Origin of the sequence: Bradyrhizobium sp. IC4060 (assembly GCF_020193715.1) — a bacterium.
Lineage (GTDB): Bacteria > Pseudomonadota > Alphaproteobacteria > Rhizobiales > Xanthobacteraceae > Bradyrhizobium > Bradyrhizobium yuanmingense.
Map to the genome: position 1 here is coordinate 117,586 of NZ_JADYVJ010000001.1, position 26,995 is coordinate 144,580.

25 protein-coding genes are annotated in these 26,995 nt (G+C 64.3%); 8 read left to right on the forward strand and 17 right to left on the reverse strand.

The genetic code is table 11. The features are described from left to right. Positions 1-609 (forward strand): CinA family protein, encoded by a 609-nt coding sequence (locus I6F16_RS00540; protein WP_035999375.1) that lies wholly within the window; start codon positions 1-3, stop codon positions 607-609. Positions 610-615: 6 nt separating this feature from the next. Here the strand turns inward: I6F16_RS00540 and I6F16_RS00545 are convergent, their stop codons facing one another. From I6F16_RS00545 to lipA, 3 genes are all read right to left on the reverse strand, one after another. Beyond that, positions 616-1,398, reverse strand: coding sequence for a mechanosensitive ion channel domain-containing protein (locus tag I6F16_RS00545; RefSeq protein WP_225173359.1), 783 nt, complete (start codon positions 1,396-1,398; stop codon positions 616-618). 156 nt (positions 1,399-1,554) lie between these two features. Then, positions 1,555-2,025: a type II toxin-antitoxin system RatA family toxin gene (locus I6F16_RS00550; protein WP_027542754.1), complete on the reverse strand. Its 471-nt coding sequence runs from the start codon at positions 2,023-2,025 to the stop codon at positions 1,555-1,557. 6 nt (positions 2,026-2,031) lie between these two features. Beyond that, the gene (gene lipA / locus I6F16_RS00555; RefSeq protein WP_225125418.1) at positions 2,032-2,988 is read right to left on the reverse strand and encodes a lipoyl synthase; all 957 of its coding nucleotides are present in this window, start codon (positions 2,986-2,988) and stop codon (positions 2,032-2,034) included. Between the two features lie 130 nt (positions 2,989-3,118). Here lipA and I6F16_RS00560 point away from each other — a divergent pair, with 130 nt between their 5' ends. Then, positions 3,119-3,721 carry a DNA-3-methyladenine glycosylase gene (locus I6F16_RS00560; RefSeq protein WP_225125420.1) on the forward strand — a complete coding sequence of 201 codons (603 nt, stop codon included), beginning with the start codon at positions 3,119-3,121 and terminating at the stop codon, positions 3,719-3,721. Positions 3,722-3,812: 91 nt separating this feature from the next. Here I6F16_RS00560 and I6F16_RS00565 read toward each other — a convergent pair whose 3' ends face one another. The 5 genes from I6F16_RS00565 to I6F16_RS00585 form a co-directional block, all read right to left on the reverse strand. Continuing rightward, on the reverse strand, positions 3,813-6,689 hold the full coding sequence (locus I6F16_RS00565) for a valine--tRNA ligase (protein ID WP_225112863.1): 2,877 nt from the start codon (positions 6,687-6,689) through the stop codon (positions 3,813-3,815). 151 nt (positions 6,690-6,840) lie between these two features. Continuing rightward, on the reverse strand, positions 6,841-7,611 hold the full coding sequence (locus I6F16_RS00570) for a DUF2497 domain-containing protein (RefSeq protein ID WP_225112862.1): 771 nt from the start codon (positions 7,609-7,611) through the stop codon (positions 6,841-6,843). A gap of 303 nt (positions 7,612-7,914) precedes the next feature. Beyond that, entirely contained in the window at positions 7,915-9,300 is a 1,386-nt protein-coding gene (locus I6F16_RS00575; RefSeq protein WP_035999388.1) for a TolC family outer membrane protein, read from the reverse strand. Positions 9,301-9,503: 203 nt separating this feature from the next. Then, complete coding sequence (locus I6F16_RS00580) at positions 9,504-10,166, reverse strand: protein-L-isoaspartate O-methyltransferase (protein WP_225173360.1); 663 nt, start codon at positions 10,164-10,166, stop codon at positions 9,504-9,506. A 141-nt stretch (positions 10,167-10,307) separates the two neighbouring features. Beyond that, positions 10,308-10,487, reverse strand: coding sequence for a hypothetical protein (locus I6F16_RS00585; RefSeq protein WP_225112861.1), 180 nt, complete (start codon positions 10,485-10,487; stop codon positions 10,308-10,310). A gap of 458 nt (positions 10,488-10,945) precedes the next feature. Between I6F16_RS00585 and I6F16_RS00590 the strand changes: the two genes are divergently transcribed. The 3 genes from I6F16_RS00590 to I6F16_RS00600 are packed head-to-tail and all read left to right on the forward strand — an operon-like array spanning position 10,946 to position 12,719. Next, entirely contained in the window at positions 10,946-11,593 is a 648-nt protein-coding gene (locus tag I6F16_RS00590) for a CoA transferase subunit A (RefSeq protein ID WP_035999395.1), read from the forward strand. A gap of 4 nt (positions 11,594-11,597) precedes the next feature. Further along, positions 11,598-12,248 (forward strand): 3-oxoacid CoA-transferase subunit B, encoded by a 651-nt coding sequence (locus I6F16_RS00595; protein ID WP_036028009.1) that lies wholly within the window; start codon positions 11,598-11,600, stop codon positions 12,246-12,248. 12 nt (positions 12,249-12,260) lie between these two features. Beyond that, positions 12,261-12,719: a MaoC family dehydratase gene (locus I6F16_RS00600; protein ID WP_036028008.1), complete on the forward strand. Its 459-nt coding sequence runs from the start codon at positions 12,261-12,263 to the stop codon at positions 12,717-12,719. Positions 12,720-12,916: 197 nt separating this feature from the next. Here the strand turns inward: I6F16_RS00600 and I6F16_RS00605 are convergent, their stop codons facing one another. Further along, the gene (locus tag I6F16_RS00605) at positions 12,917-13,801 is read right to left on the reverse strand and encodes an alpha/beta hydrolase (protein ID WP_225112860.1); all 885 of its coding nucleotides are present in this window, start codon (positions 13,799-13,801) and stop codon (positions 12,917-12,919) included. A gap of 9 nt (positions 13,802-13,810) precedes the next feature. After that, complete coding sequence (locus tag I6F16_RS00610) at positions 13,811-16,318, reverse strand: alpha/beta hydrolase (protein WP_225112859.1); 2,508 nt, start codon at positions 16,316-16,318, stop codon at positions 13,811-13,813. Between the two features lie 132 nt (positions 16,319-16,450). Here I6F16_RS00610 and I6F16_RS00615 point away from each other — a divergent pair, with 132 nt between their 5' ends. Both I6F16_RS00615 and I6F16_RS00620 read left to right on the forward strand, forming a co-directional pair. After that, a complete protein-coding gene (locus I6F16_RS00615) occupies positions 16,451-17,377 on the forward strand; it encodes an alpha/beta hydrolase (protein WP_225112858.1) in 927 nt (308 codons plus the stop codon). After that, a complete protein-coding gene (locus tag I6F16_RS00620; protein ID WP_225112857.1) occupies positions 17,374-17,973 on the forward strand; it encodes a hypothetical protein in 600 nt (199 codons plus the stop codon). The genes I6F16_RS00615 and I6F16_RS00620 overlap by 4 nt, the downstream gene beginning before the upstream one ends. An 18-nt stretch (positions 17,974-17,991) precedes the next feature. Here I6F16_RS00620 and fabI read toward each other — a convergent pair whose 3' ends face one another. Genes fabI through I6F16_RS00640 form a run of 4 tightly spaced genes read right to left on the reverse strand, consistent with a single transcriptional unit; the run spans position 17,992 to position 23,217 of the window. Beyond that, on the reverse strand, positions 17,992-18,780 hold the full coding sequence (gene fabI, locus I6F16_RS00625) for an enoyl-ACP reductase FabI (RefSeq protein WP_225112856.1): 789 nt from the start codon (positions 18,778-18,780) through the stop codon (positions 17,992-17,994). After that, the gene (locus tag I6F16_RS00630; protein ID WP_035999405.1) at positions 18,777-19,991 is read right to left on the reverse strand and encodes an acetate/propionate family kinase; all 1,215 of its coding nucleotides are present in this window, start codon (positions 19,989-19,991) and stop codon (positions 18,777-18,779) included. The genes fabI and I6F16_RS00630 overlap by 4 nt, the downstream gene beginning before the upstream one ends. Before the next feature lie 5 nt (positions 19,992-19,996). Next, a complete protein-coding gene (locus tag I6F16_RS00635; RefSeq protein ID WP_225112855.1) occupies positions 19,997-20,959 on the reverse strand; it encodes a phosphate acetyltransferase in 963 nt (320 codons plus the stop codon). A 29-nt stretch (positions 20,960-20,988) separates the two neighbouring features. Beyond that, a complete protein-coding gene (locus I6F16_RS00640) occupies positions 20,989-23,217 on the reverse strand; it encodes a DUF3141 domain-containing protein (RefSeq protein WP_225173361.1) in 2,229 nt (742 codons plus the stop codon). 153 nt (positions 23,218-23,370) lie between these two features. Here I6F16_RS00640 and I6F16_RS00645 point away from each other — a divergent pair, with 153 nt between their 5' ends. After that, complete coding sequence (locus I6F16_RS00645; RefSeq protein WP_225112853.1) at positions 23,371-23,889, forward strand: GNAT family N-acetyltransferase; 519 nt, start codon at positions 23,371-23,373, stop codon at positions 23,887-23,889. Between the two features lie 21 nt (positions 23,890-23,910). Here the strand turns inward: I6F16_RS00645 and I6F16_RS00650 are convergent, their stop codons facing one another. The 3 genes from I6F16_RS00650 to I6F16_RS00660 are packed head-to-tail and all read right to left on the reverse strand — an operon-like array spanning position 23,911 to position 26,955. Next, positions 23,911-24,345 (reverse strand): hypothetical protein, encoded by a 435-nt coding sequence (locus I6F16_RS00650; protein ID WP_306469113.1) that lies wholly within the window; start codon positions 24,343-24,345, stop codon positions 23,911-23,913. A 7-nt stretch (positions 24,346-24,352) separates the two neighbouring features. Then, complete coding sequence (locus tag I6F16_RS00655; RefSeq protein WP_225112851.1) at positions 24,353-25,270, reverse strand: DUF2950 domain-containing protein; 918 nt, start codon at positions 25,268-25,270, stop codon at positions 24,353-24,355. Next, positions 25,267-26,955, reverse strand: a complete 1,689-nt coding sequence (locus tag I6F16_RS00660; RefSeq protein ID WP_225112850.1) for a DUF3300 domain-containing protein — start codon at positions 26,953-26,955, stop codon at positions 25,267-25,269. Before I6F16_RS00660 ends, I6F16_RS00655 begins: the two co-directional genes overlap by 4 nt. Between the last annotated feature and the right edge of the window lie 40 nt (positions 26,956-26,995).

The following is a 26,995-nucleotide window of genomic DNA, read 5'->3' on the forward strand; positions in this document are numbered from 1 at the left end:
ATGGGCGGCAGCGACGCACGCGCCCTCTCCCGCTCGCTGCTCGATCTGTGCCGGATGCGCAAGCTGACGATCGCAACGGCCGAATCCTGCACCGGCGGTCTCGTCGCGGGCGCACTGACTGACATCCCGGGCTCGTCCGATGTCATCGACCGCGGCTTCGTCACCTATTCCAACGAGGCCAAGCGCGCGATGCTTGGCGTCGAGGCGAGCACGTTGGCCAATTTCGGCGCCGTAAGCAAGGAGACCGCGACCGCAATGGCAATCGGTGCGCTTGAGCGCGCCGATGTCGATCTCGCGGTCGCCATTACCGGCATCGCCGGCCCGGGCGGCGCCACGCCCGGCAAGCCGGTCGGTCTCGTGCACTTCGCCGCCGCCGCGCGCGACGGCCGCATCATCCACCGCGAGCACCGCTTCGGCGCCATCGGCCGCAGCGCGGTGCGCGCCCGCTCCGTGGTCGAGGCGCTGCGCATGCTGATGGATCTGGCCCGCGGCCCGCAAGTCGCGGCCAAGCCGCAGCGCACCGCCGCCAGCCGCCTGCGCCCGCGTGTGACGCGCTCACCGCGCCGGCATGTGGTCAAACGCAGGCCGCCACGTCCGCCGCGGGGATAAATCGTCTCAGGCGGCCGTGGCAAGCAGCGCGCTCGCATGATCGAGCACGCACTGCTTGACCGCGCCAGCTTCAGACGGTTTCGCCTTGGCGCTAACCGTCAATTCCAGGATCGGCGCGGCGGGATTGGCGACATCGAGGACCTTGCTGACGGAGACGGCAAGTTGCGCCTGATCGTCGATGCGGGAATCCTTGCGAAGCTCCTTCAGGATGCGATCGGCCAGCGCCGGAACGGCGCCGGCGGGGACCGGAAACGTCACCTTGATCTCGCCCGTGCCAGGATAGGCGCTGTGGTTGATGATGGCCGCGCCCCAGACCTGTCCATTCGGCAAAAGGATTTGCGTGTTGTCGGGCGCGACCAGCTCGGTCATGAACAGCGACAGCGATCTCACCTTGCCCGCCTTGCCGGCGACCTCGACATCGTCGCCGATGTGAAAGGGCCGGAACAAGAGCAGCATCACGCCGGCGGCGAGATTGGACAGCGTGCCCTGCAAGGCAAGACCAATGGCGAGCGAGGTCGCGCCCAGCACGGCAACGAGGCTCGCCGTCTGGATGCCGAACAGCTGCAGCACGGCGATGCCGACGACCGCGAGCACGCCATAGCGCGCAAGGCTGCCTACGAACAGCGTCACCAGCGGGTCGACGCGGTGGGTCACGCTGAGGACGCGCGTGACGAAGCGTTGCATCGCGCCGGACAGATACCAGCCGACCGCGAGCAGCAGGACCGCGTAGATCGCGTTCAGGCCATACAGGACAAGCGAAGCTTTCAGCGTGTCGAAATTGATGGTCATGACGGCTCCAACCCGGTCAGTCGGTTGAGAACGCGCCGCGATGCGAAATGATCCCGGTGGATGCTGATGGGGAACACGGAGCGATGTTGGATTGGGAGGGCACGCCCGCCGCTCCATTGTCATTGCGAGCGGTGGAGAGAGCAGTGCTGATCGCGACTACGTCGACGCCAGCTTTGGCCGGCCGTAGATCGCGTCCGCCCGTTTCTCGAACGCGGTCGAGAACCGCGCGAAGGCGGCATCGAACATCGAGCCCATCAGCATCGCCAGCATGCGGCTCTTGAATTCGTAGGCGAGGAAGAAGCCGACGTCGCAGACGCCCTCGCCCTTGGGCTCGAACGTCCAACGGTTTTCCAGATTCCTGAACGGACCTTGCAGATATTCGACCAGGATCTTCAGATTGGCGCGGTCGAGCGTCACGCGGCTGGTGAAGGATTCCTTGACCAGCTTGAACGACACCGTCATGTCGGCGACCAGCACCTCGGTGCCGTCGGGTTTCGCCATGCGCTGGCGCACCTTCAGCGCGCTGCACAGCGGCACGAATTCCGGGTAGCGCTCGACATCGGCGACCAGATCAAACATCTCGGACGCGCTGTGGTTGACACGGTGCTTGCTCGAAACTCGATGCATGGTACGTCAGCGGGCGTGAGCTGCCCGCGCAGCCTTCAGTCTCGCGAAATCCTCGCCGGCATGATGCGACGAGCGGGTGAGCGGGCTTGCCGACACCATCAGGAAGCCCTTGGTGTAGGCGATCTTTTCGTAGGACGAGAACTCGTCCGGCGGCACGTAGCGCATCACCGCGTGATGCTTGCGGGTCGGTTGCAGATATTGTCCGATGGTCAGGAAGTCGACGTCGGCCGAGCGTAGATCGTCCATCACCTGCTGCACCTCGTGGCGCTCTTCGCCGAGGCCGACCATGATGCCGGACTTGGTGAAGATGGTGGGATCGAGCTCCTTGACCCGCTGCAGCAGCCGGATCGAATGGAAGTAGCGCGCGCCGGGCCGCACCGTGAGATAGCGCGACGGCACCGTCTCGAGATTGTGGTTGAACACGTCGGGCTTCGCCGCAACGACGATTTCGAGCGCCCCCTCCTTGCGCAGGAAGTCGGGCGTCAGGATCTCGATCGTCGTCGAGGGACACGCGGCCCTGATCGCGCGGATAGTCCGAGCGAAATGCTCGGCACCGCCGTCAGTGAGGTCGTCGCGGTCGACCGAGGTGATGACGACGTGGGCGAGGCCGAGCTTGGCCACGGCCTCGGCGACGTTCTGCGGCTCGGCCGCATCCAGTGCATTCGGCAAGCCGGTCTTGACGTTGCAGAAGGCGCAGGCCCGGGTGCAGGTGTCACCCATGATCATAAAGGTCGCGTGCTTCCTGTCCCAGCACTCGCCAATGTTCGGGCAGCCCGCCTCCTCGCACACCGTGTGCAGGCCGTTGGCGCGCACGATGTTGCGGGTGTCGGCATAGCCGCGGGTGTTCGGAGCGCGCACGCGAATCCAGTCCGGCTTCGGCGGCGAAGCGGAATCGGGCCGATTCACCTTTTCGGGGTGGCGCGGGCGCAGCGGATTCGAGATGGTATCGACAATAACGACCATGGGGTGTCCGGTCTGTTCAGGTCCTACCTAGTCGGTCTGGCCTGGCATCGCAACCCGGCTCGCCCCGCTTCAGGGAACATGGCAGATATGGGCAATATCTTGCTCTGTTCTCAGGCGATTCTCACCTCGAATGGCTCCAATCTCGAACGCTTCACCACCGCGGCTCGGCAAGCCCCTGAAGCGCGCCTTCTTCGGACGCAGCGTCCATGAGGTCGCGCCCGACCTGATCGGCGCCACCATGCTCGTCGACGGCGTCGGCGGGATCATCGTCGAGGTCGAGGCCTATCACCATACCGACCCGGCGGCGCACTCCTATCGCGGGCCGACGCAGCGGAACCAGGTCATGTTTGGCCCGCCTGGCTTTGCCTATGTCTACCGCTCCTACGGCATTCATTGGTGCGTCAACTTCGTCTGCGAGGAGGAAGGCTCGGCCAGTGCCGTGTTGATCCGCGCGCTGGAGCCGACGCATGGATTGGCCGCGATGCGCCAACGCCGGCGTCTGCAGGAGGTGCATGCGCTGTGCTCGGGCCCTGGCAAGCTGACCGAGGCGCTCGGCATCACCATCGCGCACAACGCCCTGCCGCTGGACCGGCCCCCCATCGCGTTGCATGCGCGAACCGAGGATGTCGAGGTCGCAACCGGCATCCGCATCGGCATCACCAAGGCGGTCGAACTGCCCTGGCGCTACGGCGTCAGGGGCTCGAAGTTTTTGAGCAAGCCGTTTCCGAAATAGGCCTAAAGCGCGATGAATCATCATCGCGCTTTAGGTTATTGTTTGAGCATGATCTTTCCGGAAAACCGCTGCACACTGTTCCGATCATGCTCTAAGACGCCTGCTTCAGCCGCTCCATCGCCTCGAGCAGCTTGGCCTTGCGCGCCAGCGCCGCCTCGCGCTTTTCGCGCTCCTCCTCGACGACCTCCTCGGCCGCGTTGGCGACGAACTTCTCGTTCGCCAGCTTCGACTCGGCGCGCTTGATGTCGGCCTCGGCCTTGGCGATCTCCTTGTCGAGACGCGTGCGCTCGGCGGCGACGTCGATCACGCCCTTGAGCGGCAGCGCGGCGACCTCGCCGCGCACCAGCAGTTGGACAGCGCCGTCAGGCGCGCGGTCGGCGAACGAGATGTCCGACAGCCGCGCCATACGCTTGATGACATCGGTCCAGCGCGGCGCGCGCTCCTTGGTTTCGGCCGAAGCGCCTGCGAGCACCAGCGCCGTCAGCGTTGCCGGCGCGATATTCATCTCGGCTCGCACCGAGCGGATCTGCGTGACGAGGTCGATGACCCAGCCGATCTCGGCTTCGGCAGCCGGATCGGTGAAGTCGGCATGATCGAAGATCGGCAGCACCCAGGCCGGCGAGACGAGCGCATCGGTCGGTCCCGTGGTCGCCGCAAGCATCGCGAGCTGCTCCGGCGTCGGCTCGACCGGCTTCAGCGGCCACGGCGCCAATGCGAGCAGGCCCTCGCGCCTGGCCGTCACCTCCCACAGCTCTTCGGTGATGAAGGGCATGAAGGGATGCAACAGCTTCAGGATCTCGTCGCGCGCCCAGGCGACCATGGCGCGGGTCTCGTCCTTGGCAGGGTTGTCCGGACCGAGCAGCACGGGCTTGGCGAGCTCGACATACCAGTCGCAATAGACGTTCCAGACGAAGCGATAGATGCTGCCGGCTGCATCGTTGAAGCGATAAGCTTCGATCGCCTCGGTCACCTCGCGCGTGGTGTGGGCGGTCTCATGCGCGATCCACCGGTTCAGCGTCTCCTTTGCCTTCGCCGGCTCGAAACCATCAGGCACGGCGCAGTGGTTCATCTCCGCGAACCGGCACGCGTTCCAGAGCTTGGTCGCGAAATTGCGGTAGCCTTCGACGCGGCTGGTGGCGAGCTTGATGTCGCGCCCCTGCGCCGCCATCGCGGCCAGGGTGAAGCGCAGCGCGTCGGCGCCGTATTCGTCGATCAGGTGGAGGGGATCGATGACGTTGCCCTTCGACTTCGACATCTTGGCGCCCTTCTCGTCGCGGACGAGGGCGTGGATGTAGATGGTCGAGAACGGTACTTCCTTCATGAAGTGCAGGCCCATCATCATCATGCGGGCGACCCAGAAGAAGATGATGTCGAAGCCGGTCACCAGCGCATTGGTCGGATAATAGCGCTGCACCTCGGGCGTCTCGTCGGGCCAGCCGAGCGTCGAGAACGGCCACAGCGCCGAGGAGAACCAGGTGTCGAGCACGTCCTCATCGCGCGTGATGAAGCCTTCCCGCTTGTTGCGGTCGAGCGCCATCTCGCGGCCCTGCTCGGGCGTAATGACCTCCTGCTCGACGTAATAGCCGAGCGCGTGGCTGATGGCCTCCTCCTCGGTCTCGGCGACGAACACCTTGCCGTCAGGGCCGTACCAGGCCGGGATCTGATGGCCCCACCAGAGCTGACGCGAGATGCACCAGGGCTGGATGTTCTCCATCCACTCGTAATAGGTCTTTTCCCAGTTCTTCGGCACGAACGTCGTTTCGCCCGAACGCACCGCCGCGATCGCAGGTCTCGCCAGCGTCTTGGCGTCGACGTACCACTGGTCGGTCAGGTAGGGCTCGATCACGCTGTTGGAACGATCGCCGTGCGGCACCATGTGGGTGTGCGGCTCGATCCGTTCGACGAAGCCGAACGATTCCAGCCGCTCGACGATGCGCTTGCGCGCAGCGAAGCGGTCGACCTTGTGGAATTCCTCGGCGAATTGCGCAGCGCCTTCGGGCAGGTCGCGCAGATAATCCTCGTTGTCGAGGAGATCGAGACAGCCTTCCCTGTCGAGCACGCTGATCCGGCGCAGCCCGTGGCGATTGCCGACCTCGAAATCGTTGAAGTCGTGCGCCGGCGTCACCTTCACAGCGCCCGATCCCTTCTCGGGATCGGAATACTCGTCGGCGACGATTTTGATCTTGCGGCCGACCAGCGGCAGGACGACATTCTTGCCGATCAGCTTCTGGTAGCGATCATCCTCCGGATGGACGGCCACGCCGGTATCGCCGAGCATGGTCTCGGGGCGCGTGGTGGCGACCACGATGAAGCTCGAGGGATCCTCGGGGTTGAACGTCTTGCCCTCGATCGGATAGCGCAGATACCAGAGGTGGCCCTTCACTTCCGTCTGCTGCACTTCGAGATCTGAGATCGCGGTCAGCAGCTTGGTGTCCCAGTTCACCAGCCGCTTGTCCTTGTAGATCAGGCCCTCACGGTGCAGCTCGACGAAGACCTTGACGACGGCCTTCGACAGGCCCTCGTCCATCGTGAAGCGCTCGCGCGACCAGTCGCAGGACGCACCGAGGCGCTTGAGCTGGTTGATGATGGTGTCGCCACTCTCGGCCTTCCACTGCCAGACCCGCTCCAGAAACTTCTCGCGGCCCATCTCGCGGCGACCGGGCTGCTGGCGCTCCATCAGCTGCCGCTCGACCACCATCTGGGTGGCGATCCCGGCATGATCGGTGCCGGGCTGCCACAGCACGTCGCGGCCGCGCATGCGCTCGAACCGGCAAAGGATGTCCTGCAGCGTGTTGTTGAGGGCGTGGCCCATGTGCAGCGAGCCCGTCACGTTCGGCGGCGGGATCACGATGGTGAAGGGCACGGCATCACGGCGGTCGGGCCGGCCAGCCTTGAACGCAAGGCTGTCCTCCCACACCACGGACATGCGGGTTTCGATATCGGCGGGCTGGTAATTTTTCTCGATCATGGGGCTGCTAGAAAGCCGCGCGAGGGGGCCAAGTCAACGAAAAGTCAACGAAAAGGCCAGGGAAAACGAGGCGGCAACAGCGCTTTCCAGCCCGGTCCGGGGCCCGAATATGACGCCCAAGCCGGGCTTTATGAGGGCCCTTCGGCCGCCCTCAGCGGCCGCCGCGCGAGACCCGCTCGATTTCGGCCTTCACGATGCGTTCAACGAGGCCGGGCAGGTTGTCGTCGAGCCAGGACTTCAGCATCGGCCGCAGCATCTCCTTGACCAGGTCCTCCAGCGTCCGCGCATTGCTGCTGAGCACCGTATGGGCCAGGGAGTTGAAGGCGGATTCGACCGCGGAGACCGTCGATTGCGCGAGGATCGGCTGCTGCGGGGGCAGCGGCGGCGCGTCGAAGTCCACCGGCGCGTAGGACGGCGGCGGGGCGGGACGCGGCGGCTCGGCGAATTCGAGATCGTCGCGTGGCTCGACCTTGCGGAAGGTCGGCGGCGGCGGAGGCGGCGTCGGGTCCATCGCCATGTCGTCGGTCAGTTCGAGCACGTCGGGCTCAGGCTCAGGCTCGGGCTCTGGCTCGGGCGCGCGGACCTCCGGCGTAGGTGTGGCCGCATCGAGACCCGCCAGCAACGCGTCGATATCGTCCTGGCTGTTTGATGCGTCCGCCGCGGGCGCCGGCGCAGGTGGCGGCGCCGGCTTTGCAGCCGGCGGCGGTGCCGGCTTCTCGGCGGCGGGTTTAGGCGGAGCGACCTTGGATGGCGGGATGTCGTTCATCGCCTGCGGCTTCGGCGGCGCGGCGGGCGCAGCAGCCTTCTCGGGCTTGGCGGCCTCAGCCGGCGGGGGCTTTGCCTCGTCGTCGGCAATGATGCGCCGGATCGAGGCCAGAATCTCCTCCATCGAGGGTTCTGTGACCTTTGCAGGCTGCGTCATCTCCGACTCCACATCATCAACGCCCTCGCATGCGTTGTTTTACACCAAGCACGGCAGGATTGGCCGGTTCCGCAACGATGGGTCCGCCATTTTCGTCGCCGCAGCCCGACTTGTCCCCAGATCACGGCTCGACGCGCAGCGGTGCGCCCCTGCCCCCGGCGCCGAAGCGTTACGCACACGACATCAACGCGGGCGAATCGACCCGCATCATCTTGGCAAGGCTATGTCAGGGATTTTGACGATTGCAAGCAAAGCACCGGTCGACCTCGGCTATTGGCGAGATCGACCGGATGATTACGGGAATCAGCGGCCGTCAGGCGTGCGCACACCCGCCCAGCTGTCCCGCACCTGATGATAGTGAACGCTGGGGTCGTAGGTCGTAGTCGCAAGGCCGAGGACCTGCGGCGATAGACGCCCGACCGCCGCGAGGACGTTATACGATGCGACCACGCGATCGTGCTGCGCGGTCACCAACGCAACGCGCGCGTTCACCAGCGCCTGCTGCGCATTGAGCACGTCCAGCGTGGTGCGCTGGCCGGCCTTGGCCTCCTCGCGGACGCCGTTCAGGGCGATCTCGGACGCCGTCACCTGCGCCTGAGCCGACTGCACCTGCGCCTTGGTGGCCTGCAGCGAGCCCCACCATTGCACAATGGTCGCGCGGGTCTGGTCGCGAGTCGTTTCGAGGTTGAGCCGCTGCTGCGCCAGGTTCTCCTTGGACTGGCGGATCAGCGAATATTCACCACCGCCATTATAGATCGGCACGGTGAGCTGCGCGATCGCCGATGCGGTGTACGAACGCATCTGAATCAAGGATTGTTCGTCGGCCCGCTGGGCCGTTGCCTGAACCGAAAGTGTCGGCAGCAACGCTCCTTCATTGATCTTGACCTGCAGATAATTGACGTCGATGCCGTACATGGCGGCCGTCACGTTGGGGTGCTCGATCAGGCCGAGCTCGATGGCGGAAGCCAGCGTCTGAGGCAGAAACCGATCGACAGGCGAGCCGGGCGCAAGATTCGTGGGCTCGTTTCCGATGATGCGACGGTAGTTCGCGCGGGTCGTCGTCAGATTCGCTTCAGCGGTGAGCGCCTGGGTCCTCCCGGCCGCCAGTTGCGCTTCCGATTGGGCGACGTCGGTGCGGGTCACTTCGCCGACATTGAAGCGGTCGCGGGTCTGCTTCAGTGTCTGCTCGAGGACGCGCACGTTGCTGCGCTGGACTTCGAGCGTGGCGGCATCCCGCAGATAGTCCATGTAGGTCGTCGCGGCGCTCAGCAGTACGCTCTGATCCATACCGCGCAGCGCTTCACGCGTACCGGACACCTGGCTCTCCGCCGCGCGGGTCCGGTTGGCGGTCTGGTTGCCATTGTAGAGCGTCTGTGTCGCCGTCACGCCAATGCTGCGAGGCACCCTCGTTCCGTAGACTGAGTTGGTCCCGGGGGCACTCTGCAAATCTTGATATGAATAGCCACCGGTCGCTGTCAGATTGACCCTCGGGCGATAGCCCGACAAGGCCTGAGGCACGCCCTCGTCAGTCGAGCGCACCTGGGCACGCTGTGCGTTGAGCTGCGGGTTGTTCTGATAGGCGCGCACCAGCGCGCCCTCGATCGTATCCGCCAAGGCAGGTGTCGGCCCGGCAAGCGCCAGCAGCAGGACCGAAACCGCAGCTCCGGTGAAGAGCTTCACCCCATGCATCCGTGAAATTCCGTTCGTTCTAGCGCCCTGCTCGTGCCCGCGAGCCGGGGTACCGTACCAATGGAGTCGTTGCCCCGCCGCAACATAGGACGCGGTCAAGCGCGACGGAACTACCTGGGGGTGGTTCTCAGTGGAAACTCTTCGCGTGCAGCATCCCGGCCACACTTCTGATTCAGAACGGATTTGGGGCGGCTTTGGGGCCGTCAGAAGACAAAGGCAGCCGCCCGTTCCAGCCCGGGAAGCACCGGGGCGGCGGCGTCGAACAGGGTCCGATGACCGAATTCGCCGTGGGTACGGGTCACGATCGTGGCGCGCGGCGGCCTCGATTCGGCCGACACCCCCACCAGGCGCCCACCCTCCTCCAGCTGCCCGAGCAGCGCTTCCGGCATCACCTCGGCCGCGCCGTTGAGGAGAATCACATCATAGGGGGCAGCAGCAGGGTCCCCCTCGGTGCAGGCCGCCGCCTTGCAGGCGACATTGGCAAGCCCCTGGGCGGCGAAGGCGTCGCTGGCCTTGGCCGCCAAAGCCGAATCGCACTCGGTCGCCGTGACCTGACGCGCGAGCTTGGCGGCCAGTGCGGCGAGATAGCCGGTGGCGCAGCCCACGACCAGCACGTTGTCATCCGCGCCGATCTCGGCGGCCTGGAGCAGCTTGCCGGTCAGCGCCGGCTTGATCAGGAACCGCTTGGCGGCGCCCTCGCTGACGTCGAGGTCGAGATCGAGGTAAGCCAGCGCCTGCCGGCCGGCCGGCACGAAAGCCTCGCGCGGCACCGTGAGCATGGCATCGAGAACACGACGGTCGGTGACGTCATTGGTGCGCACCTGGCCATCGACCATTTTTTGGCGCGCGGTCGAAAAACCGGACATTTGCGGACCCTGCAATGCGGACGATGCCGCGGAGAAAAATCGCGGCATCTTTTGGAGCATGCTCGGTCAAAACGCAACATAGCGGTTGGCGATGCGCGTTTCGCCCTCCGCAACCTCTCCTGATGGAGGGCCGGGCCGGCCCTATTCGATGGCGACTGCCAGGCGGCCAATGAGGCCAGCGACCTCGTCAAGCCGCGCCGAATCCGGCGCCTCGACTGCGCGCGCGAGACAAGCGAGGCATTCATCGTCGCTGAGCTCGGGGATGCCGGCCGGCAGAATCGAGGGGGCCAAATCAGAACGGTCGACCTTGATGTCTGGCATGGGAATCAGCTCCGCGAGTGTCCGGCAGATCCACGCTCGACGTAAATTGAGTCGTTTTGGCGCCGTCCGAATGGCGGGACCTCGCCGACGCACAGGTGTTCGAGCGCGATTCCGTGCTGCACCCCGGTGCTTCGCTCTCGATTTCAGGCAAAGCACATAGCACGCAGCATTAGGATGCAAGGGCAAGCTTTTGAATTTAGTAAGATTCGGCTCTCCGGACTGGATCCGGTTTTGTTACGGAAGCGTCGGTTTCTCTTGAGCCTTTTAGCGCGCCTCAGCGTCGAGGTTCCCAAATCATTCCCAAGGCCTACCAAGCGTTCACGTTGGAGAGGGACGCGCTGACGGCGCGCAATGATCCAGAGGCCCTTGACCCATATCAAGGGAGCCTGTCGCCCGCCCGCCAACATCCACACATTACCGCCCTTCAGCCCATCGTCGGGCGACCGGGAGTTTCGATCATGAAGGCTGTTTCCGTCGAAGAAGCCGTTGCGATGATCCCGGCGGGCGCCAGCGTCATGGTTGGCGGCTTCATGGGAGTTGGAACGCCGGAGCGGCTGCTCGACGAAGTCGTGCGCCAGAGGAAGACGGGTCTGACCTTGATCTCGAATGACGCGGCCACGCCCGGCAAGGGCGTCGGCAAGCTGTTCGATCAGGCACTGGTGTCGAAGCTGACGGCAACGCATATCGGTCTCAATCCGAAGGCGCAGCAGCAGATGCTGGCGAACCAGATCGCGGTCGACCTCGTGCCGCAAGGCACCTTCGTCGAACGCATCCGCGCCGGCGGGTGCGGTCTCGGCGGGGTGCTGACGCCGACCGGGGTCGGAACGCTGGTGGCCGAAGGCAAGCGCCAGATCGAAGTCGACGGCAAGCCGTTCCTGCTGGAAACGGCGCTGCGGGCGCAATTCGCATTGGTGCACGCCTTCCTCGCCGACTACCTCGGCAACCTCGCCTACGCCCTCACCTCGCGCAATTTCAACCCGGTCATGGCGATGGCGGCCGACACCGTCATCGTGACGGCGGAGCATATCGTCCCGGTCGGCGTGATCGCGCCGGATCACGTCGTCACCCCCGCGCCGCTCGTCGACTATCTCATCACCAACGGGTGACATCATGGATCCCCAGATCATCATCGCCCGGCGTGTCGCCAAGGAGCTGAGGAGCGGTAATCTCGTCAATCTCGGCATCGGCATTCCGACCCTGGTCGCCAATTATGTGCCGTCGGACCTGAAGGTCTTCTTCCAGTCCGAGAACGGATTGATCGGCACCGGGCCGATCCCCGAACAGGGCATGGCGCATCCGACGCTCACCGATGCCGGCGGACGCCCGATCAGCGCGCTGCCGGGCGCATCCACCTTCGACAGCGCGATGTCGTTCGGCTTGATCCGCGGCGGCCACGTCGATGTCACCGTGCTCGGCGGCCTCCAGGTCGATGCGCATGGCCATCTCGCGAACTGGATGATTCCGGGCAAGATGGTCCCGGGCATGGGCGGCGCAATGGACCTCGTCACCGGCGCCAAGCGCGTGATCGTCGCCATGCAGCACGCGGCCAAGGGCAAGTCGAAGATCGTGGTGAAATGCTCGCTGCCGCTGACCTCGGCACGCCCTGTCAACCTTGTCGTGACCGACATGGCCGTGATCGGTTTTCCCGATGGCAAGGCGACGCTGCTGGAAACAGCACCCGGCATGAGCATCGGCGAGGTCATGGCCTTGACGGAGGCCGAACTCGCCATTCCCGACAATGTTCCGGAAATGAAGCTCTGAACAGGTCAACCCATGCGAATATTCAGCGACTTCAACGAGATCAAATCCGCAATCGGCACCGAGATCGGCGCCAGCGACTGGATCGAGATCACGCAGGACCGCATCAACCAGTTCGCCGAGGCGACCTGCGACGAGCAGTGGATCCATGTCGACCAGGAGCGCGCCAAGCAGGAGATGCCGGGCGGCAAGACTATCGCCCATGGCCTGCTCTCGCTTGCCCTTGCCCCGCTGTTCATCCGCTCGGTCATCGGCCTGAAGGGGCTGCGCAACACGCTGAATTACGGTGCTGACCGCATCCGATATCTCGCGCCGGTTCCGGCGGGCTCGAAGTTACGCGGCCGGGTCACGATCGCGGAAGCAGAGGACGTGCCGCCGGACGGGCTGCGCGTCAACTACCACCTCGTGATCGAGATCGAGGGCGGCAAGAAGCCGGCCTGCGTGGCCGAATTGATCGCGCTTCACTATCGCTGAATCAAAGAGTCGAAAAACAACCCCATGCACAGTAGACATGGGGCTGATTTGACGGATGTTTCCTGTTCGCCCGGAACCGGTTGCTCCGTCGGGCAAAACACTGGCAATATTGTCACCATCGATCATGGGTCCCGGACTGCTCAGCGCGTCAATCGACGATGTGGTGGCCGCCGTCGACGTCGAGGCCCCGCCGGGGATCAGCTTGGCGCCGTGGATGGTGACGCGGCACGTCCTCCGAACCAGGCGCCGAAATAGCCTGCATAAAGTGCCGGCGATTCGAGGTTCATCGAATGCCCTACGCCTGGCACGATGACCAGCCGGCAATCCGGCATCGCTTCGGCCATGGCACGGAGATCGGCCGGCGCGATCCAACCGTCCCGCTCGCCCCACAACACGAGGTGCGGATGCCGGATCTCGGACATACGGCGCTCCAGCTCACGGCTCTCCTTCTCCCGCGTCAGGTTCACCGGCGTGCCGATCCAGATCCCCTCCGATACGCCGAAGGTCTGCCCAATGATCCGATCGAACAGCGTCTGGATCTCTCCCAGCCCCTCGCGAAAGCGAGGGACCATGTTCGGCCCCATGCTCTCCGGGACGAACAGCGAAGAAGCGGCTGTAGCCATCACGGACCGCGTCAGCTCCTTGCTCGACATCATGGCCCTGAATAATCCGATCTGATCGGCATCGAAGGCCATGCCGAGCGGCGTTACCGGATCGAGCGCGAACACACGGCCGAAGCGCTGCGGCTGCTCGAGCAGCATTCTGGCGGCGATGATGCCGCCGGTGGAATGTGTCGCGAGATGGCAATAGCCGATCCCGAGCGTATCGAGCGCCGCCAGCATGTCCTCGGCGTGCTGCCGCATGGAGTAGTTGGAATAGTCGGCCGACGGCTTCGGCCGGTCGCTGTCGCCACAGCCGCGCCAATCGATTGCAACCACACGGAGCCCGATCGGAAACAATGGCGCGGCGAGCTCGATCCAGTCCTTGCTGGCGAGATTTCCGTGGATGAAGACGACGGTGACGTCGCCTCCTCCCCACTCCCGCCAGCCGAGTCGGAGTTCGCCCGCCTGCACCCTTGGCATCGCCGGGCCCTACTTGTTGAGGCCGGCCGTGGGAGCCGCTCCAGGCGGTGTCGGCGCCACTGGCAAGGCAGAGACGACGGCGCCCTTGATCATGCGATCGGTTCCGAGCGGCGATGATGTGTCCACCTCCCCGTTGGTCACGAAATCCACGACATCGGCAGCGTATTCCACTGGATTGTCGGTGTGGATGAAGTGTCCGGTCTCCGGATAGATCTTGAGCATCGGCCGGTTGCCGGCATTGGTCATACGCGTCATGAACGGCGTGATGACGTCGCGGCCGAGGTCCGTCAGGCCGTTGAACGCAGGCGTCGGAATGAACGGCTCCTTGTCGCCGAACGCCAGGAAGATCGGCGCTTTGATCTGGGTGACCCGCTCATAGAGGTTCTTCGGGTCATCCTGCTGGAGCTCAGCACCGATCGTGTAGATGTCGAAGATGAAGACGTTGCACCACTGATCGAGCTCCTTCGGGTTGCCCTTGGTAAGCCCGGCGCGTTGCTCGGTATGGAAACGGGCATATTCGCTGTCGTTGAAGAAGTATCCGCTCTTCGCAGCCGATACCACGCCGGTGTCCGGATCACGTTTCTTGAAGTAGAAGAAGTCGCGGACGTTCTGCTCGCTCCGCGCCTTTTCCGCAGCGAGAATACCGGTCTGGTCCCAGACCTGCTTCCACTTGTCGAAGTCTCGGCCGAGACCGTCGGCGAACAGAGGCGCCTTCTTGTCCTTGGCAATGGTGATCTCGCGCGGATATTCCTCGAGGCCGGACGGCGCCTCCAAGGCGAGGCCCTGCACCGCATCAGGCCAGGTCAGGGCGTAGCCCACGACGAACTGGCCGCCGAGCGAGTGGCCGAGATAGTACGCCTTCTTGACTCCGAGCTGGTTGACCACGAGGTCGTAGATCACCTCGCGCATGTCCTGCATGGTGCGAGCAGGATTCTTGTCGAGATTGCCGGGCCCCGACATGCCGTAATGCGGTAGGTCCGGCACGATCACGCGCAGGCCGCTGCGCAGCGCATACTGCATGATGTTGCCGTAATGGCCGCCGAACGCGCCCTTGCCGTGGATGATGACGAGCACCTTCGGATCCTTGTCGGTGCCGGCATACTCGTCCATGTAGCCGATTTCCCAGGAATTGCCGCTCTTGTCCTTGGCACTGCCGAATTTGACCGGATAGGGATAGGTCACGTAGGCCTTCCAGAACGACTTCTTGGGATCAATCGTCTGGGCGACGCCGGGCACGCGGTAATTCTTGTCGACGAATTTCTGGGCGCGATCGAGGGCCGCCACGTCATCCATGAAGGCGACGAACTTCGGATCGTTCTTGCGCTGGTTGATGATCGGGAACACGCCGTAGTGCGCGACGGGGCTCTCCTGTGCGATAAGATCAGCGCCGGGCACGCGATCGACAGCCTTCTGCGCCAGCTTGAAGTTGAGCCAGAGGTCGTTGGTGATGTGCATCACCAGCGTGCGAGCCTGAATGCGACCGAGATAGGGATTGACGTTATGGGTCTCGCCGACCCGATTGCGCCAGACGAGGTCGACGGCGTCGTAGAGCTTGGCGCGATTAATGACGTTGAGGCCGGCCTTCTCGTTCGGCGGATCCCAATAGAAAATCTCGGGCTGTACCGCCGCCCAGTTCTGGGTCGTGCGGAAGGAAAAGTCATAACCCGTCATGCCGAGGATCGACCAGCCGAAGGCCACGCCCGGCACCGGATGCTTTTCCTTCGGGAGCTTGTAATAGTCGCCCTCGGTCGCCTGCCAGACCGGATCGCCCTGGATCGCGGCTGTCATCATCTGGAAAGTCCAGTTGCCGACCGGGTCGTCGCCATCCGATTGCGTGGTACCGCCGATCGGCATCAGGGCGCTGACATATTCCGGATGCATCACGCCCCAGACGTAGGTCTGCGTGCCACCCATGGAGACGCCGGTCACCAGCGCGACGCGCGCGACCTTCAGCTCGTCGCGCAGCAGGCGGTAGTTCGCCTGCACCATGTCGTAGTAGCTGTATTGCGGAAACTTGATGCCTAGGCCGTCGGATGGCTTGCTCGCGCCCCAAGTGCCGAGCGGATCGACCATGATGACATAGTAACGATCCGTATCGATCGGCCGGCCCGGACCAATGATGGGTACGCCACCCGACAACGCCGCACCCTTGACCCACTGTTCGTACATGTCGGTGGAATCGCCGGAATAATAGGAGTTGATCACGATGGCATTGGTGATCTCGCCCGCCGCGTTGCGCCTTGCGTTGCCGACGGCGATGTAAGCCGTGCGCAGCTTGCCGGCCCCGAGCGATTCCAGCGTGACGCCGCCCTCGCCGCCGTTCTCCCATTTGGAAGGGTCGGTCAGGTCGTACTTGCCGCCCAGGCGGAAGTTGGCGATCTCGTAGGTCTTCTTCAGCCCGTCATGCTGCACCTGCGACGAACGGCGCGTGAAAGGCTGTGCGGTTGCGATCGCCGTTCCGAGCAGCAGCACGATCAGGCTCAACAGGCAACGATTCAACGCATCTCGTCCGGCCATGATGCGATCCTCCCTGGAAGATTTTCCTGAAACGCTAGGCAGGGCGGCCGGGGAAGGTTTGATCTAGCTCAATGGAATCCGCTCGGAGGAATCGAGGATCGCGGGCATCAAAAGACCGGCGGTACCCTCGCGATGCCCTTCCTCAGCCACGGCTCATATCGGATCCGCTATGAGCTCGACGGGCCGGCGGGCGCACCGGCCTATGTTCTCGTGAACGGGCTGACGCAATATTCCGAGCTGTGGAGCGCCTATCGCGAGGCCTTGTCGGCGCGAGGCTTTCGCGTTGCGACCTTCGATCTTCTCGGCCAGGGCGCCTCCGACAAGCCGAGGCTCTTCATCAGCCAGGACGATCAAGTCGCTGCACTGCGCCTCCTCATCGACGAACTCGGGGACGGTCCGATCTTTCTGAGCGGGATCAGCTTTGGCGGCCTGATCGCGCTGCGATATGCGATCGAGCATGGCAAGCGGCTGGCCGGGCTGGTGCCGATGAGCTGCTTTGCGGAGCTGTCGCCGCAACTGTTGCTGCTTGGCAATGCGCTGCGGACCGGCCTGATCCTCGGTGGCACGAGTTACCTCCAGGATCTCCTGTTGCCCATGAACCTCTCGGACCAATGGCTGAAGCCACTGCTGGACAAGCTCGAGAGCGTGAAGCGGCAAGGTTGGCTGGTCAACGACGTCTACGCGCTGCAAAACCTGATGGAATCTTTCCTCGACTTCCAGCCGCTCACGCCGCGCCTGTCCGCGATCGCCGTTCCGACCATGATTCTCAACGGCGAGTTCGATTTCCTGACGCCGCGGGCTCTCCACGAAACATTGCGTGTCGAGATTCAGAACAGCTCATTGGTGATCATCCCCAGGGCCTATCACGCCTTCACGCTGGAGAAAGGGGCACTGACCGCCGATCTGCTGGCGCGCTTTGCCGAAGACGTGCTGGCCGGCCGCTGGCAGGGCAATCAAGCGGTCTGGGTGGCGCCGGACCAGCCCGGCGGCGAGCTCACGCCGTTTCCTGCCGGCTACGATCATCTGCGTGCCATCCCGGTCAAGCGAGCGCTGCCATGAGCGGCTTCCTCGGTCCCGTCGCGCCGGATGGTCGCATTCCACCGAACCAGCAGACGAAGGTCGCAGCATTCCTGATTTCGGCGCACGGCGCCCTGGCTCGGCAATTCGCTTTCATGCTGCCCGCGAGGCTCGACGCGGCATGGCAGACCGAATTGAATGCTCAATTTTATCGCGAGACCGAGATCGTCTCGCTGCTGCTGCGCGCCACGTCCTGGGTGCTGGATCCTTCCCTGGGTTACATGCTCGCCTCCTGGGAGTCCGCCTGGCTGCCTGCACCGGTCGAAGGGATCGCAGACCCTCGCCTTGCCCAAATGATTCACCTCGCAGCGCTTGCCCACGCCGTGCATGCCGGCATACGGCCGGCTGCGATCCTACCGATCGAGGCCAATGCGCAGGATCCTTTTGTTATGGCGCTACGCCGGATCGAATTTGAGAGTGGCCGGCTGTTGCAGGCCCAGATTCTGTTTCTGAAGAGCACAGACCTTGCGCCGCATCGCGACGCGGTCAGTGCGGCGCTCGCGCAGCGTCACGCCGACGTCCGCAAGCTCTGGCGCGAATTACTCGAGTGCATCGGCATCGGCGTACCGGCGGCATGACAACGCGCGATTGCGCGCTCAATCGATGATGTGATAGCCGCCGTCGATATAGAGCACGCCACCGGTGATCAGCTTGGCGCCGTCGAGCGCCAGGAACGCGGTGGCGTTGCCGACATCGTCGATGCTGACGAGGCAGCGCGAGGGCGCCTTGGATTGCGCCTTGTCCATTAGCTCGTCGAACTCCGGAATGCCCGAGGCCGCGCGGGTGGCGAGCGGCCCTGGCGAGATCGCGTGCACGCGGATGCCCTTCGGACCGAGCTCGGCAGCGGCATAGCGGACCGCGGCTTCGAGCGCCGCCTTGGCAACGCCCATGATGTTATAGTTCTCCACCACCATCTGGCTGCCGTAATAGGTCATGGTGAACATCGTGCCGCCGTTCTTCATCAGGGGTTCGGCTAGATGTGCCATCCGCAGGAACGACCAGCAGGAGACGTCCATGGTCTTCAGAAAGCCGTCGCGGCCGACGTCGACGACGCGGCCGTGCAATGCTTCCTTCGGCGAAAAGGCGATGGAATGAAGCAGGAAATCGAGCTGCCCCCACTCCGACTTGATCCGCTCGAATACCGCTTCAGTCTGGCCTTCGACCATGACGTCGAGCGGCAGGAAGATCGGCGCTTCCAGGGCCTGCGCCAACGGCTCGACGTGCTTCTTGGCGCGGTCGTTCAGATAGGTGACGGCGAGATCGGCTCCGAGCGCGCGAAACGCCCTGGCGCAGCCCCAGGCGATCGATTGGTCATTGGCGATGCCGACGACGAGGCCCTTCTTCCCCTTTAGTGCGACCTTGCTGTCCGGAAATACTGGAATCATGACACCCTCTCTTTTCTGGGGTTGGGCGATTGGCCGTTCATCAACAGCGTCAGCGTGTGCTGCGCAATCATGAGCTCCTCGTCCGTCGGGACGACGTAGACCGGAACGAGACTCGTCTTTGCCGATATCAGCCGCGAATGGCGCGTGTTCTCGGCCGGGTCGAGTGCCACGCCAAGCCAGCCGAGCTGCTCCGCCACACGCGCGCGGATGCCGCTCGAGTTCTCGCCGATGCCGGCGGTGAAGACGAAGGCATCGATCCCCTGCAACGCCGCCGCCAGCATTCCGGCGTTGAGGCCGATGCGATAGACGAAATAGTCCACCGCCAGCTTCGCTTGCGGATCCGTGCTCGCCTCCAGCTCGCGCATGTCGTTGCTGAGCCCGGAAAGCCCCTTCAAACCGCAATCGCGATAGAGAAAATCCTGCACCTTCGATGGCGTCATCCCCTTCTCGGACAATAGGTACAGCACGACGCCCGGATCGAGCTGGCCCGGGCGCGTGCCCATCGGCAGCCCATCGAGCGCGGTGAATCCCATCGTGCTCTCGACGCTCAGCCCATTCTTCATGGCGCACATCGACGCGCCACTGCCGAGATGGGCGACAATCACCCGGCGCTTTGCGACCTCTGGCGCAATCTGGGGCAAGGTCCTGGAGATGTACTCATAGGAGAGCCCGTGAAAGCCGTAACGTCGCACACCTTCGGCGTGAAGCTGGTAGGGGATGGCGTAATGATCGGCCAGCGGACCGTGCGTGCGGTGAAACGCGGTGTCGAAGCACGCGACCTGGGGTATCGTCGGGAAATTGGCCAGGATCGAGCGGATCGGCGCCAGATTGTGCGGCTGATGCAGCGGCGCTAACGTGACGAAGCGTTCTAGCCGTGCCACCACGCCATGATCGACGAGAATTGGCCGCTCATGATCCGGCCCGCCATGGACGACGCGATGCCCGACCGCCAATGGATGGATGCGCGCCTCGTTCCGCAGCCATTCCCCCGCGACTTGCATCGCCGCCGGCACATCCGGAATGGCCTCGATCGGATAGGCCCGGTCCGCCATGGGATCATTGCCTGCCCTGCTCGCCCGCAAGCGCGGACGGCTGCCGATGCCGTCCACCTGCCCCTTGATCAGGCGGCGCAGAACGCCCTCACCCTCGACCGCAAAGACCTGGAACTTGACGCTCGAGGAGCCGGCGTTGACGACGAGTATGCTGTCCATGGCGGTCACGCCGCGACTGTCGGCGCCTTCTGGCGCCGCGCGTGAGCATAAAGTGCAGCAACCGCGCAGGACGCCATCCGTGCTCTTGGGCTGTCCGCACGCGAGGTCAGGACGACGGGGACGCGCGCGCCGAGCACAATGCCGGCGCCGTCGGCCCTGGCGAAATAGGCGAGGTTCTTGGCCAGCATGTTGCCCGCTTCGAGATCGGGCACGACCAGGATCTGAGCGCGGCCGGCCACCTCGGACTTGATGCCCTTGATCCGTGCGGATTCGAGGTCGATCGCGTTGTCGAACGCCAGCGGCCCGTCGAGCACGCCGCCCGTGATCTGGCCGCGATCCGCCATTTTGCAGAGCGCCGCGGCCTCGATCGTGGATGGAATCTTCGATGTGACGGTTTCGACCGCGGAAAGGATGGCCACCCGCGGCGACTTGCCGAAGCCCGCCTGGTTGTAGAGGTCGATCGCGTTCTGAATGATGTCCCGCTTGGCGTCCAGATCGGGGAAGATGTTGATCGCAGCGTCAGTGACGAAGATCGTCTCGGCGTAGGCCGGCACATCCATGACGAAAACATGGCTGATGCGCCGATCGGTGCGCAATCCCCCGACTTTGGCCGTGACGGCTCGCATCAGCTCGTCGGTGTGAAGGCTGCCCTTCATGAGCAGTTCGCCGCGCGCGGCATGGATCAATTCGACACCCCTCGCCGCGGCTTCGTCGCTGTGCGCGGCATCCACGATCTCATAACCCGAGATGTCCAGGCCGAACGTGCCAGCCGTATCCCGGATCTTCCGCTCCGGTCCGACCAGGAGCGGCCGGATGATGCCGGCAGACGCGCTGTCGACGGCGCCGCGCAAGGATGTCTCATCGCAGGGATGCACCACGACGGTCGGCGTCGGCGGGATTGCCCTGGCCGCCGCGATCAGGCGATCATACTTGCTGGGAGACTGCGTGGCCGTCGCATCTGCTGACATGATGTCGCTCCCGATCCTTGCAACTCGCGTTACGACGCCTTCGCCTTGGGATCGAAAGGGGCAACGTTCGACGCCCTTTCGGCACCTTCCGCGGTGTCGAGGCCAAACAGGCCGGCGATCTGCCGCAGCCGGTTGGCGCGCTCGCCGGTGACATCCGCACTGGCCGACAGCACCTGCTCGATCGCCTCGAATGCTGCGCGGCGAACGTTCATGTCGTCAGGCAGCAATTTCGGGATTGCAGCGAGCGCCCCTTCCCGGTCGAGCAGCAGCATGAAGAACTGCTCGCGTACCAGCATCTTGAACTCGGCAAGAGACATGCGTGCGCCGCCATGATCCCGGCGGACCCGGCGCAGAGCCTCGATGCTCCGTTCGTCCACCATCCCCCGTGCCGAGCCGACATAGAGCAAAGCGCGTAACGCCGCTTCACGGAGGCCGCCCTCACCGATCCGCGACTTCAGCTCGGCAATGCGCCTCTCGAGCATGGTGCGATGCTCGGCGGACATCTCACGCCGACGCGACGGCGTGGACGTCGGATCGATCCCGACCGCCGCCTGGAGCGCCGGGGATCCGTAGACGCTGAGGAACATCGCTTCGCTGAGCGCCTCCTGTGAATCGCGCCAGCTGTCGAGGGCGTGAACGACCTGCTTCGAGATCTGCTCCTGGAACGCCAGGAACGGATTGTCCGCAGCGACCGGCTTGCGCTTCTCGGCGGCCTTCTCGGCCAATGATTTCACCGTCGCCATGAAAGGATTCTGGCTGCTGAACAGCTCGTATTGCAGCCGCAGCGGATGCATGTTGTGAGCCCATTCGGCCATCTGTGGCGTCACCATGCGCTTGAGCCATGGCTGGACGAATTTTCGATAGGCCGCCAGGTTGATTTCCGAGATTCGTTTGGCGGTGGCAAAGCGTCGCTCGTCCTCAGGCGAATTGCCGCCCATGGCGCGGATGTCGTCGAGCGTCCGCGCTTCGCAGCGCATCACCCACTGGCCGACGACCAGATCCGAACTTGCGGTTTCCTCATCCTTCGCCTCGAACGTCGCTTCATAGAGTCCGGGCGGCAGAACGTCGATGAGGTCGATGTTGCTGGAAAATTCCGCGTGCTCCTTCTTGGCGACGCCGCCGGAGACGAAGATGCCGAGATGGCCGATGTTCTGGTGCACGGTGTAGACGATGGTCTGGCCATAGGCCCTGATCTCATCGACATCGGCATAGCAATCGAGGATCCAATGCAGCGCCTGCTGCGGCGGCGTGATGTTGTCGCCCTCCGAGCAGAACACCACGATCGGGGATCTGATGTTGCGAAGGTCGACCTTCCGGCCATCGGACATTTCGATGTTGCCGGCCGCGAGGTTGTTGCCGACGAACAGCTCATCGACGATGAATTGGATCTCCTCGGCGTTCAGGCTGACGTGGCCGCCCCACCAACGCTCGAATTCGAGGTAACGATCCGCCTCGGTGTCGACCTTGGAATAGACGTTGTATTGCTTGGTCCAGAGCGTATTCGACGGGTTCTGGTTCTCGAAGTTCTGCACCAGCCAAGCACCATCGAACTTGCCGGCGCCGAGATCGGAGGTCAGGGCCGTCAACCAGCTTCCGCCCAACAGCCCGCCCGAGTAGCGCATCGGATATTTTCCATGCACGCCGGCCCAATAGGCCAGCGGCGCGCCGGCGATGATCAGCGGGCCGAATAGCTCGGGACGTAGCGAGGCCAGGATCATGACGGCCCATCCGGCCTGACAATTGCCGATCACGCAGGGCTTGCCGTCGGCATCCGGGTGAAGGCTCATGACCTTTTCGATGAAGATGGCTTCGGCACGCGCGATGCGCTCGATGGTCTGACCGGGCATCGGGTCCGGCAGGAATCCGATGAAGTAGCAGGGATGGCCTGCTTTCATCGCCACCCCGATCTCGCTGTCGGTCTTGAAGCCGCCGATGCCGGGGCCGTGGCCCGCACGCGGATCGACCACGACGAACGGCCGCCGGTTCATGTCGATCTCGACGTTGGCGGGCGGAACGATGCGCACCAGCGCGTAATTGACGGGTTCGGCGAGCTGGCGCCCGTCGATGATCAACTCCGCCGCATATTGCAGAACATGCGGGGCGGTTTGCGCGAGGTGCTCCCTGTACTGGTCCCCGCGCCGGCGCATGATATCCAGGAACAGGATACTGCGCTGTCCCGCATCGACGAGGTATTCGACTGCCGAGGCGACCAGCCCCGACATGGGACCGCCCGGAATTTGCATCTTGTGCATGGACATGTTCTCGACCTCTTCGTCGCCTCGGCCAATTGACGGCTTGGAGCGAGGACGAACGTTGATCTAGGTCAAGATGATCTGCACGCTTCGGAGGCGTCTATCCTGCATTATAGGGCATGAGACCCGGCCGGGCGGTTTTGAAAGAGCGACATCGGCATGTCACAAGCTGCAACTTACAGCGTGCAAACCGTCCTGAAGGACGGCACTCCGACCGAAATCCGCGCGCTTCGCGCCAGCGACGAGGCGGACATGCTCGCTGCCATTGCGCGCACTGGACCGCAATCGCTGCAAAGCCGGTTCTTCGTTTTGAAACGGCATTTCTCGGAGAAGGAGCGTGCCTTCTTCATGGACGTGGATTTCAGCAATCACGTTGCGCTGGCCGCTCTCGCCGAGGAACAGGGTCGATACGCCATTATCGGCGGCGGCCGGTACGTCATCGTCGAGTCCGGTCGGGCCGAGATGGCCTTCGTCGTGGTGGATGCCTGGCAAGGTCGCGGGGTGGGCTCCTTATTGCTGAGGCACCTGACAGAGATCGCGCGCGAACAAGGCGTAAGAGAGCTCACAGCCGAGGTTCTGTCCGACAACATGCCCATGCGCAGCGTGTTCGCGAAGGCGGGCTTCAAGCTCGCGCGGAGTGACGATCCGAGAACGGTGCACCTGTCGCTCACGCTTTGATCCGCGCGCCCGGCTTGAGCCTCACCTCAAAGCAATCGTGATCCGACTGATGTTGGCCGCCAGCTCGAGCCCCGCCTTCGGGCCTTGCAGCACCATCGTGACGCCCTTTTCGTTGCGGAGGTGCACACCGTTGGCACCGCCGACCAGCGCAAAGCCGCCGCCGACGGAGCTGTAGTTGCCGGCAAAATCTCTGACCTCCCTAATGCCGGATGCCCAGCCGTCGAGGCGACCGACACTTGCACCGACCGTGATGCCCAAGCTCACGCCGCTGACGCTGAAGGGATAGGTCTTGCCCCGGTACGTCAACACGCCGCTGCCGGCGCCACCGCCGGCCAGGAGGCCCGCCTTGACGATCTTCACTCTGACCTGACCGGTGGCCTGCGCGAAGGACGGCGCCGCCGGCAGGGTCAGCCCGAGCGCGAGCAGGAGCAGCGCGACCAGGCGAAATGCGCGCATGCGCGGCTCAGGGTTTTGCGGCATCGACTTTCTTCCAGGTTTCATCGGGATTGAACAACGTGGTGCGCTGGGCGATGAACTCGGTGCGCTTGCCGAGATCCTTCTGGTAGACGACGCCGTCATGATTGACCAGGAAGGTCATGACGCCCGAATTGCCGTATTCCGCGGGCCAGGCGATCAGGGCGAAGCCGCCGATCATCTTGCCCTTGACGACGTAGTTGAGCGCACCGCCGCGCGCATCCCGCCCCTGCGCTTTGAGAATCCGGAAGTAATAGCCGTGATAGGGCGTCGGCCCGACATCACCGCCGCGATAGCCCTCCTTCGTTGCTTCGGCCGCGAGCGCGCCGAGCGGGCTCGGGTCGCTGTCGTCGCGCCAGAACAGGCCGTCCTTCTTGCCGGGCGAGGAGGAGATGCGCTGCGCGTAGACGCCGACGCCCTCGCCGCGGTCCTTTTCGGCATATTCGTTCTGCGCGTCGACGAAGGCGAGCGCGGTCTGGATCGCGTCGAGCTCGTTGCGGCCGATGCGACGGCGCAGCACCTCGATGCGTCCCTCGTCGGTGTCGAACGCCCAACCCGTCCTGGTGTTGACCAGCGGAATTGGAAACGGGAAATCGTCCGGCCCGAGCATCAAGGTGGCAGTCTTGTTGCCCTCCGCCTTGATGCCGTGCTTGGCGTCGTACATCGCAGTGAAGCGCGCCCGAATGTCGTTGTCGGCAACCTCGTCGCCGGACGACACGATGTCCTCTGCATTCCTGCCGAGCACTTTCAAGATGTCTTTCGGGCCGCTCTTGACCGCGGCGGCAAGCGCAGACGCGGCCTCTTCCGGTGTCTTGTAGGATTCCTGTGCGAGAGAGGCCGATCCGAGCAGCGCGAGCGCGAGGACGCCGGGTATCAGCGCACGGCTAAACGATTTCATGCCGGTCATGGCATCACCTCCGCAGGAATCTTCGCGCCGCCTGCGAGCCAGTCGCGATAGGTGCGGAACGTCAGCCCGAGTTTTTCGTAATGGACGCGCAGATAGCCGTCGCTGCCGCGGGTCACGGCAGCGGGCATGGCCTGCTCGACCTCCTGCGCCATCACGCCGACATAGGCCTTCTCGCTGCCGATATAGCTGAAGCGATAATAGCCAAGGCCGTTCGAGAGGTGTCCGAGCAGGACGATGTCATGCTTGAGCACGATATCCGAGCGCCGGCCGCCGCCGCCACCGCCGCGGAAGCCGCCTCCTCCACCGCCGCCACGCATCGCCATTCCGCCACCGCCGCCGCGGCCGGCAAAGCTTGGTCCGCCGCCGCCACCGCGCGGCATGCTCGCCATGCTGGCGCGGCCGCGCGCGGATGCTGCGGCAGCCGAGCGGCCGGAGGAGACGTTCATGGCCCCGCCACGATTGCCGCCGCCACGATTGGCCGAACCGCCGCCGGCGCGGTTCGCAGCCTTGGCGCGATCGCCGCCGCCCTTGGTCGCGCCCTTGGCACGATCACCGGCACCGGCACGATCGCCGCCGCCGGGCCGGTCGCGCGTCCCTGCGCTGGGGCGGTCGCCCGCGCCCGGACGGTCGCCACGATTGCCGGCGCGATCCCCTGCGCGATCTCCTGCGCGATCTCCTGGACCGCCGCGATCACCCGCACGATCTCCCGCCCGGTCCCCGGCACCCTGGTCGGGGCGCAGCACCTGGTTGCCGTCGCGGCCGCGGAAATCCATCCGATCCGACACGCCGGCCTTCAGATTGTTGTTGCCGAAGCGCTGCTGAACATTGCTGTTGTTGTAGCGCACACCGCCGCGATGCGCCGGATTGTGCTGCCAGCCATTGCCGATGTTCGTGGTGCGATGGTTGACATAGACGTTGCGGTTGCCCCAGTTGCAGCCGCCGCCCCAGTAATTGCCCCAGCGTCCGATCGCCCAGGCCGTGCCGAACGCGATGCCAGCCGCGACCACGCCGGCGCCGATATAAGACGGGTAGCCCCAATAATAGGGCGGATACTCCGCATAGGGCCAGCTGCCGTAGACCGTCGCCGGGTCGTAATACGGCACGTACATCGCCGCGGGATCGGCCTGCTGGATCACGACGACCTGCTTGCCTTCCTGAGACTGGACGCTGACCTTCTGCTGCTTGGTGGTGACGAGCTTCTTGTTGTCATAGGCCTTGGTGCGCAGACGCTGGATCGCGTCCATCACGTCGGGCTGCTGGGCGAGGAAGGCATCGCCCAGCTTCTTGGTCCAGTCGAGCTGCTCGCTCATCATCGCGAGGACATCGGCGGTGCTGGCCAGCGCCTTGACGCTGTCGTCCCAGCCCTGCTTTTCCACTTCCGTCTTCAGCGCATCGCCCTTCAGGCTCTTGCGCTCCTTCAGCCAGCGGTCGGCCTGCACCACCTCCAGCGGATAGGTCGAGGCGGCCAGTACATTGGCGAGCAACTCGTCCGGATAAAGTGCGATCGGCGCGACGAGGGCCTCGAGTTGCTCGGGCTTCAGGAGCTCGGCCGCCGGTGCGGGCGGGCTGGCAGGCTGCGCCTGCGGCGCCGGGGCTGCAGGCGTCGTTGGGGTCTGCGCCATTGCGGCGACCGAAGTTGCCATCAACAGCGCCAGCGCCATCAGGGTCTTGCCGCAACGAAACATCACATCCTCCCTCGGACTTCAGTGCGGGAGGATCAAGCCG

What these genes read in the sequence shown, in the direction of transcription:
- I6F16_RS00630 (WP_035999405.1), bottom strand. Translation starts at nt 19,991, where the DNA reads ATGGACAGCATACTCGTCGTCAACGCCGGCTCCTCGAGCGTCAAGTTC.
- I6F16_RS00560 (WP_225125420.1), top strand. Translation starts at nt 3,119, where the DNA reads ATGGCTCCAATCTCGAACGCTTCACCACCGCGGCTCGGCAAGCCCCTG.
- I6F16_RS00575 (WP_035999388.1), bottom strand. Translation starts at nt 9,300, where the DNA reads ATGCATGGGGTGAAGCTCTTCACCGGAGCTGCGGTTTCGGTCCTGCTG.
- I6F16_RS00565 (WP_225112863.1), bottom strand. Translation starts at nt 6,689, where the DNA reads ATGATCGAGAAAAATTACCAGCCCGCCGATATCGAAACCCGCATGTCC.
- I6F16_RS00540 (WP_035999375.1), top strand. Translation starts at nt 1, where the DNA reads ATGGGCGGCAGCGACGCACGCGCCCTCTCCCGCTCGCTGCTCGATCTG.
- I6F16_RS00595 (WP_036028009.1), top strand. Translation starts at nt 11,598, where the DNA reads ATGGATCCCCAGATCATCATCGCCCGGCGTGTCGCCAAGGAGCTGAGG.
- I6F16_RS00660 (WP_225112850.1), bottom strand. Translation starts at nt 26,955, where the DNA reads ATGTTTCGTTGCGGCAAGACCCTGATGGCGCTGGCGCTGTTGATGGCA.
- I6F16_RS00550 (WP_027542754.1), bottom strand. Translation starts at nt 2,025, where the DNA reads ATGCATCGAGTTTCGAGCAAGCACCGTGTCAACCACAGCGCGTCCGAG.
- I6F16_RS00580 (WP_225173360.1), bottom strand. Translation starts at nt 10,166, where the DNA reads ATGTCCGGTTTTTCGACCGCGCGCCAAAAAATGGTCGATGGCCAGGTG.
- I6F16_RS00600 (WP_036028008.1), top strand. Translation starts at nt 12,261, where the DNA reads ATGCGAATATTCAGCGACTTCAACGAGATCAAATCCGCAATCGGCACC.
- I6F16_RS00610 (WP_225112859.1), bottom strand. Translation starts at nt 16,318, where the DNA reads ATGGCCGGACGAGATGCGTTGAATCGTTGCCTGTTGAGCCTGATCGTG.
- fabI (WP_225112856.1), bottom strand. Translation starts at nt 18,780, where the DNA reads ATGATTCCAGTATTTCCGGACAGCAAGGTCGCACTAAAGGGGAAGAAG.
- I6F16_RS00545 (WP_225173359.1), bottom strand. Translation starts at nt 1,398, where the DNA reads ATGACCATCAATTTCGACACGCTGAAAGCTTCGCTTGTCCTGTATGGC.
- I6F16_RS00615 (WP_225112858.1), top strand. Translation starts at nt 16,451, where the DNA reads ATGCCCTTCCTCAGCCACGGCTCATATCGGATCCGCTATGAGCTCGAC.
- lipA (WP_225125418.1), bottom strand. Translation starts at nt 2,988, where the DNA reads ATGGTCGTTATTGTCGATACCATCTCGAATCCGCTGCGCCCGCGCCAC.
- I6F16_RS00590 (WP_035999395.1), top strand. Translation starts at nt 10,946, where the DNA reads ATGAAGGCTGTTTCCGTCGAAGAAGCCGTTGCGATGATCCCGGCGGGC.
- I6F16_RS00640 (WP_225173361.1), bottom strand. Translation starts at nt 23,217, where the DNA reads ATGTCCATGCACAAGATGCAAATTCCGGGCGGTCCCATGTCGGGGCTG.
- I6F16_RS00650 (WP_306469113.1), bottom strand. Translation starts at nt 24,345, where the DNA reads ATGCGCGCATTTCGCCTGGTCGCGCTGCTCCTGCTCGCGCTCGGGCTG.
- I6F16_RS00585 (WP_225112861.1), bottom strand. Translation starts at nt 10,487, where the DNA reads ATGCCAGACATCAAGGTCGACCGTTCTGATTTGGCCCCCTCGATTCTG.
- I6F16_RS00620 (WP_225112857.1), top strand. Translation starts at nt 17,374, where the DNA reads ATGAGCGGCTTCCTCGGTCCCGTCGCGCCGGATGGTCGCATTCCACCG.
- I6F16_RS00655 (WP_225112851.1), bottom strand. Translation starts at nt 25,270, where the DNA reads ATGACCGGCATGAAATCGTTTAGCCGTGCGCTGATACCCGGCGTCCTC.
- I6F16_RS00570 (WP_225112862.1), bottom strand. Translation starts at nt 7,611, where the DNA reads ATGACGCAGCCTGCAAAGGTCACAGAACCCTCGATGGAGGAGATTCTG.
- I6F16_RS00645 (WP_225112853.1), top strand. Translation starts at nt 23,371, where the DNA reads ATGTCACAAGCTGCAACTTACAGCGTGCAAACCGTCCTGAAGGACGGC.
- I6F16_RS00605 (WP_225112860.1), bottom strand. Translation starts at nt 13,801, where the DNA reads ATGCCAAGGGTGCAGGCGGGCGAACTCCGACTCGGCTGGCGGGAGTGG.
- I6F16_RS00635 (WP_225112855.1), bottom strand. Translation starts at nt 20,959, where the DNA reads ATGTCAGCAGATGCGACGGCCACGCAGTCTCCCAGCAAGTATGATCGC.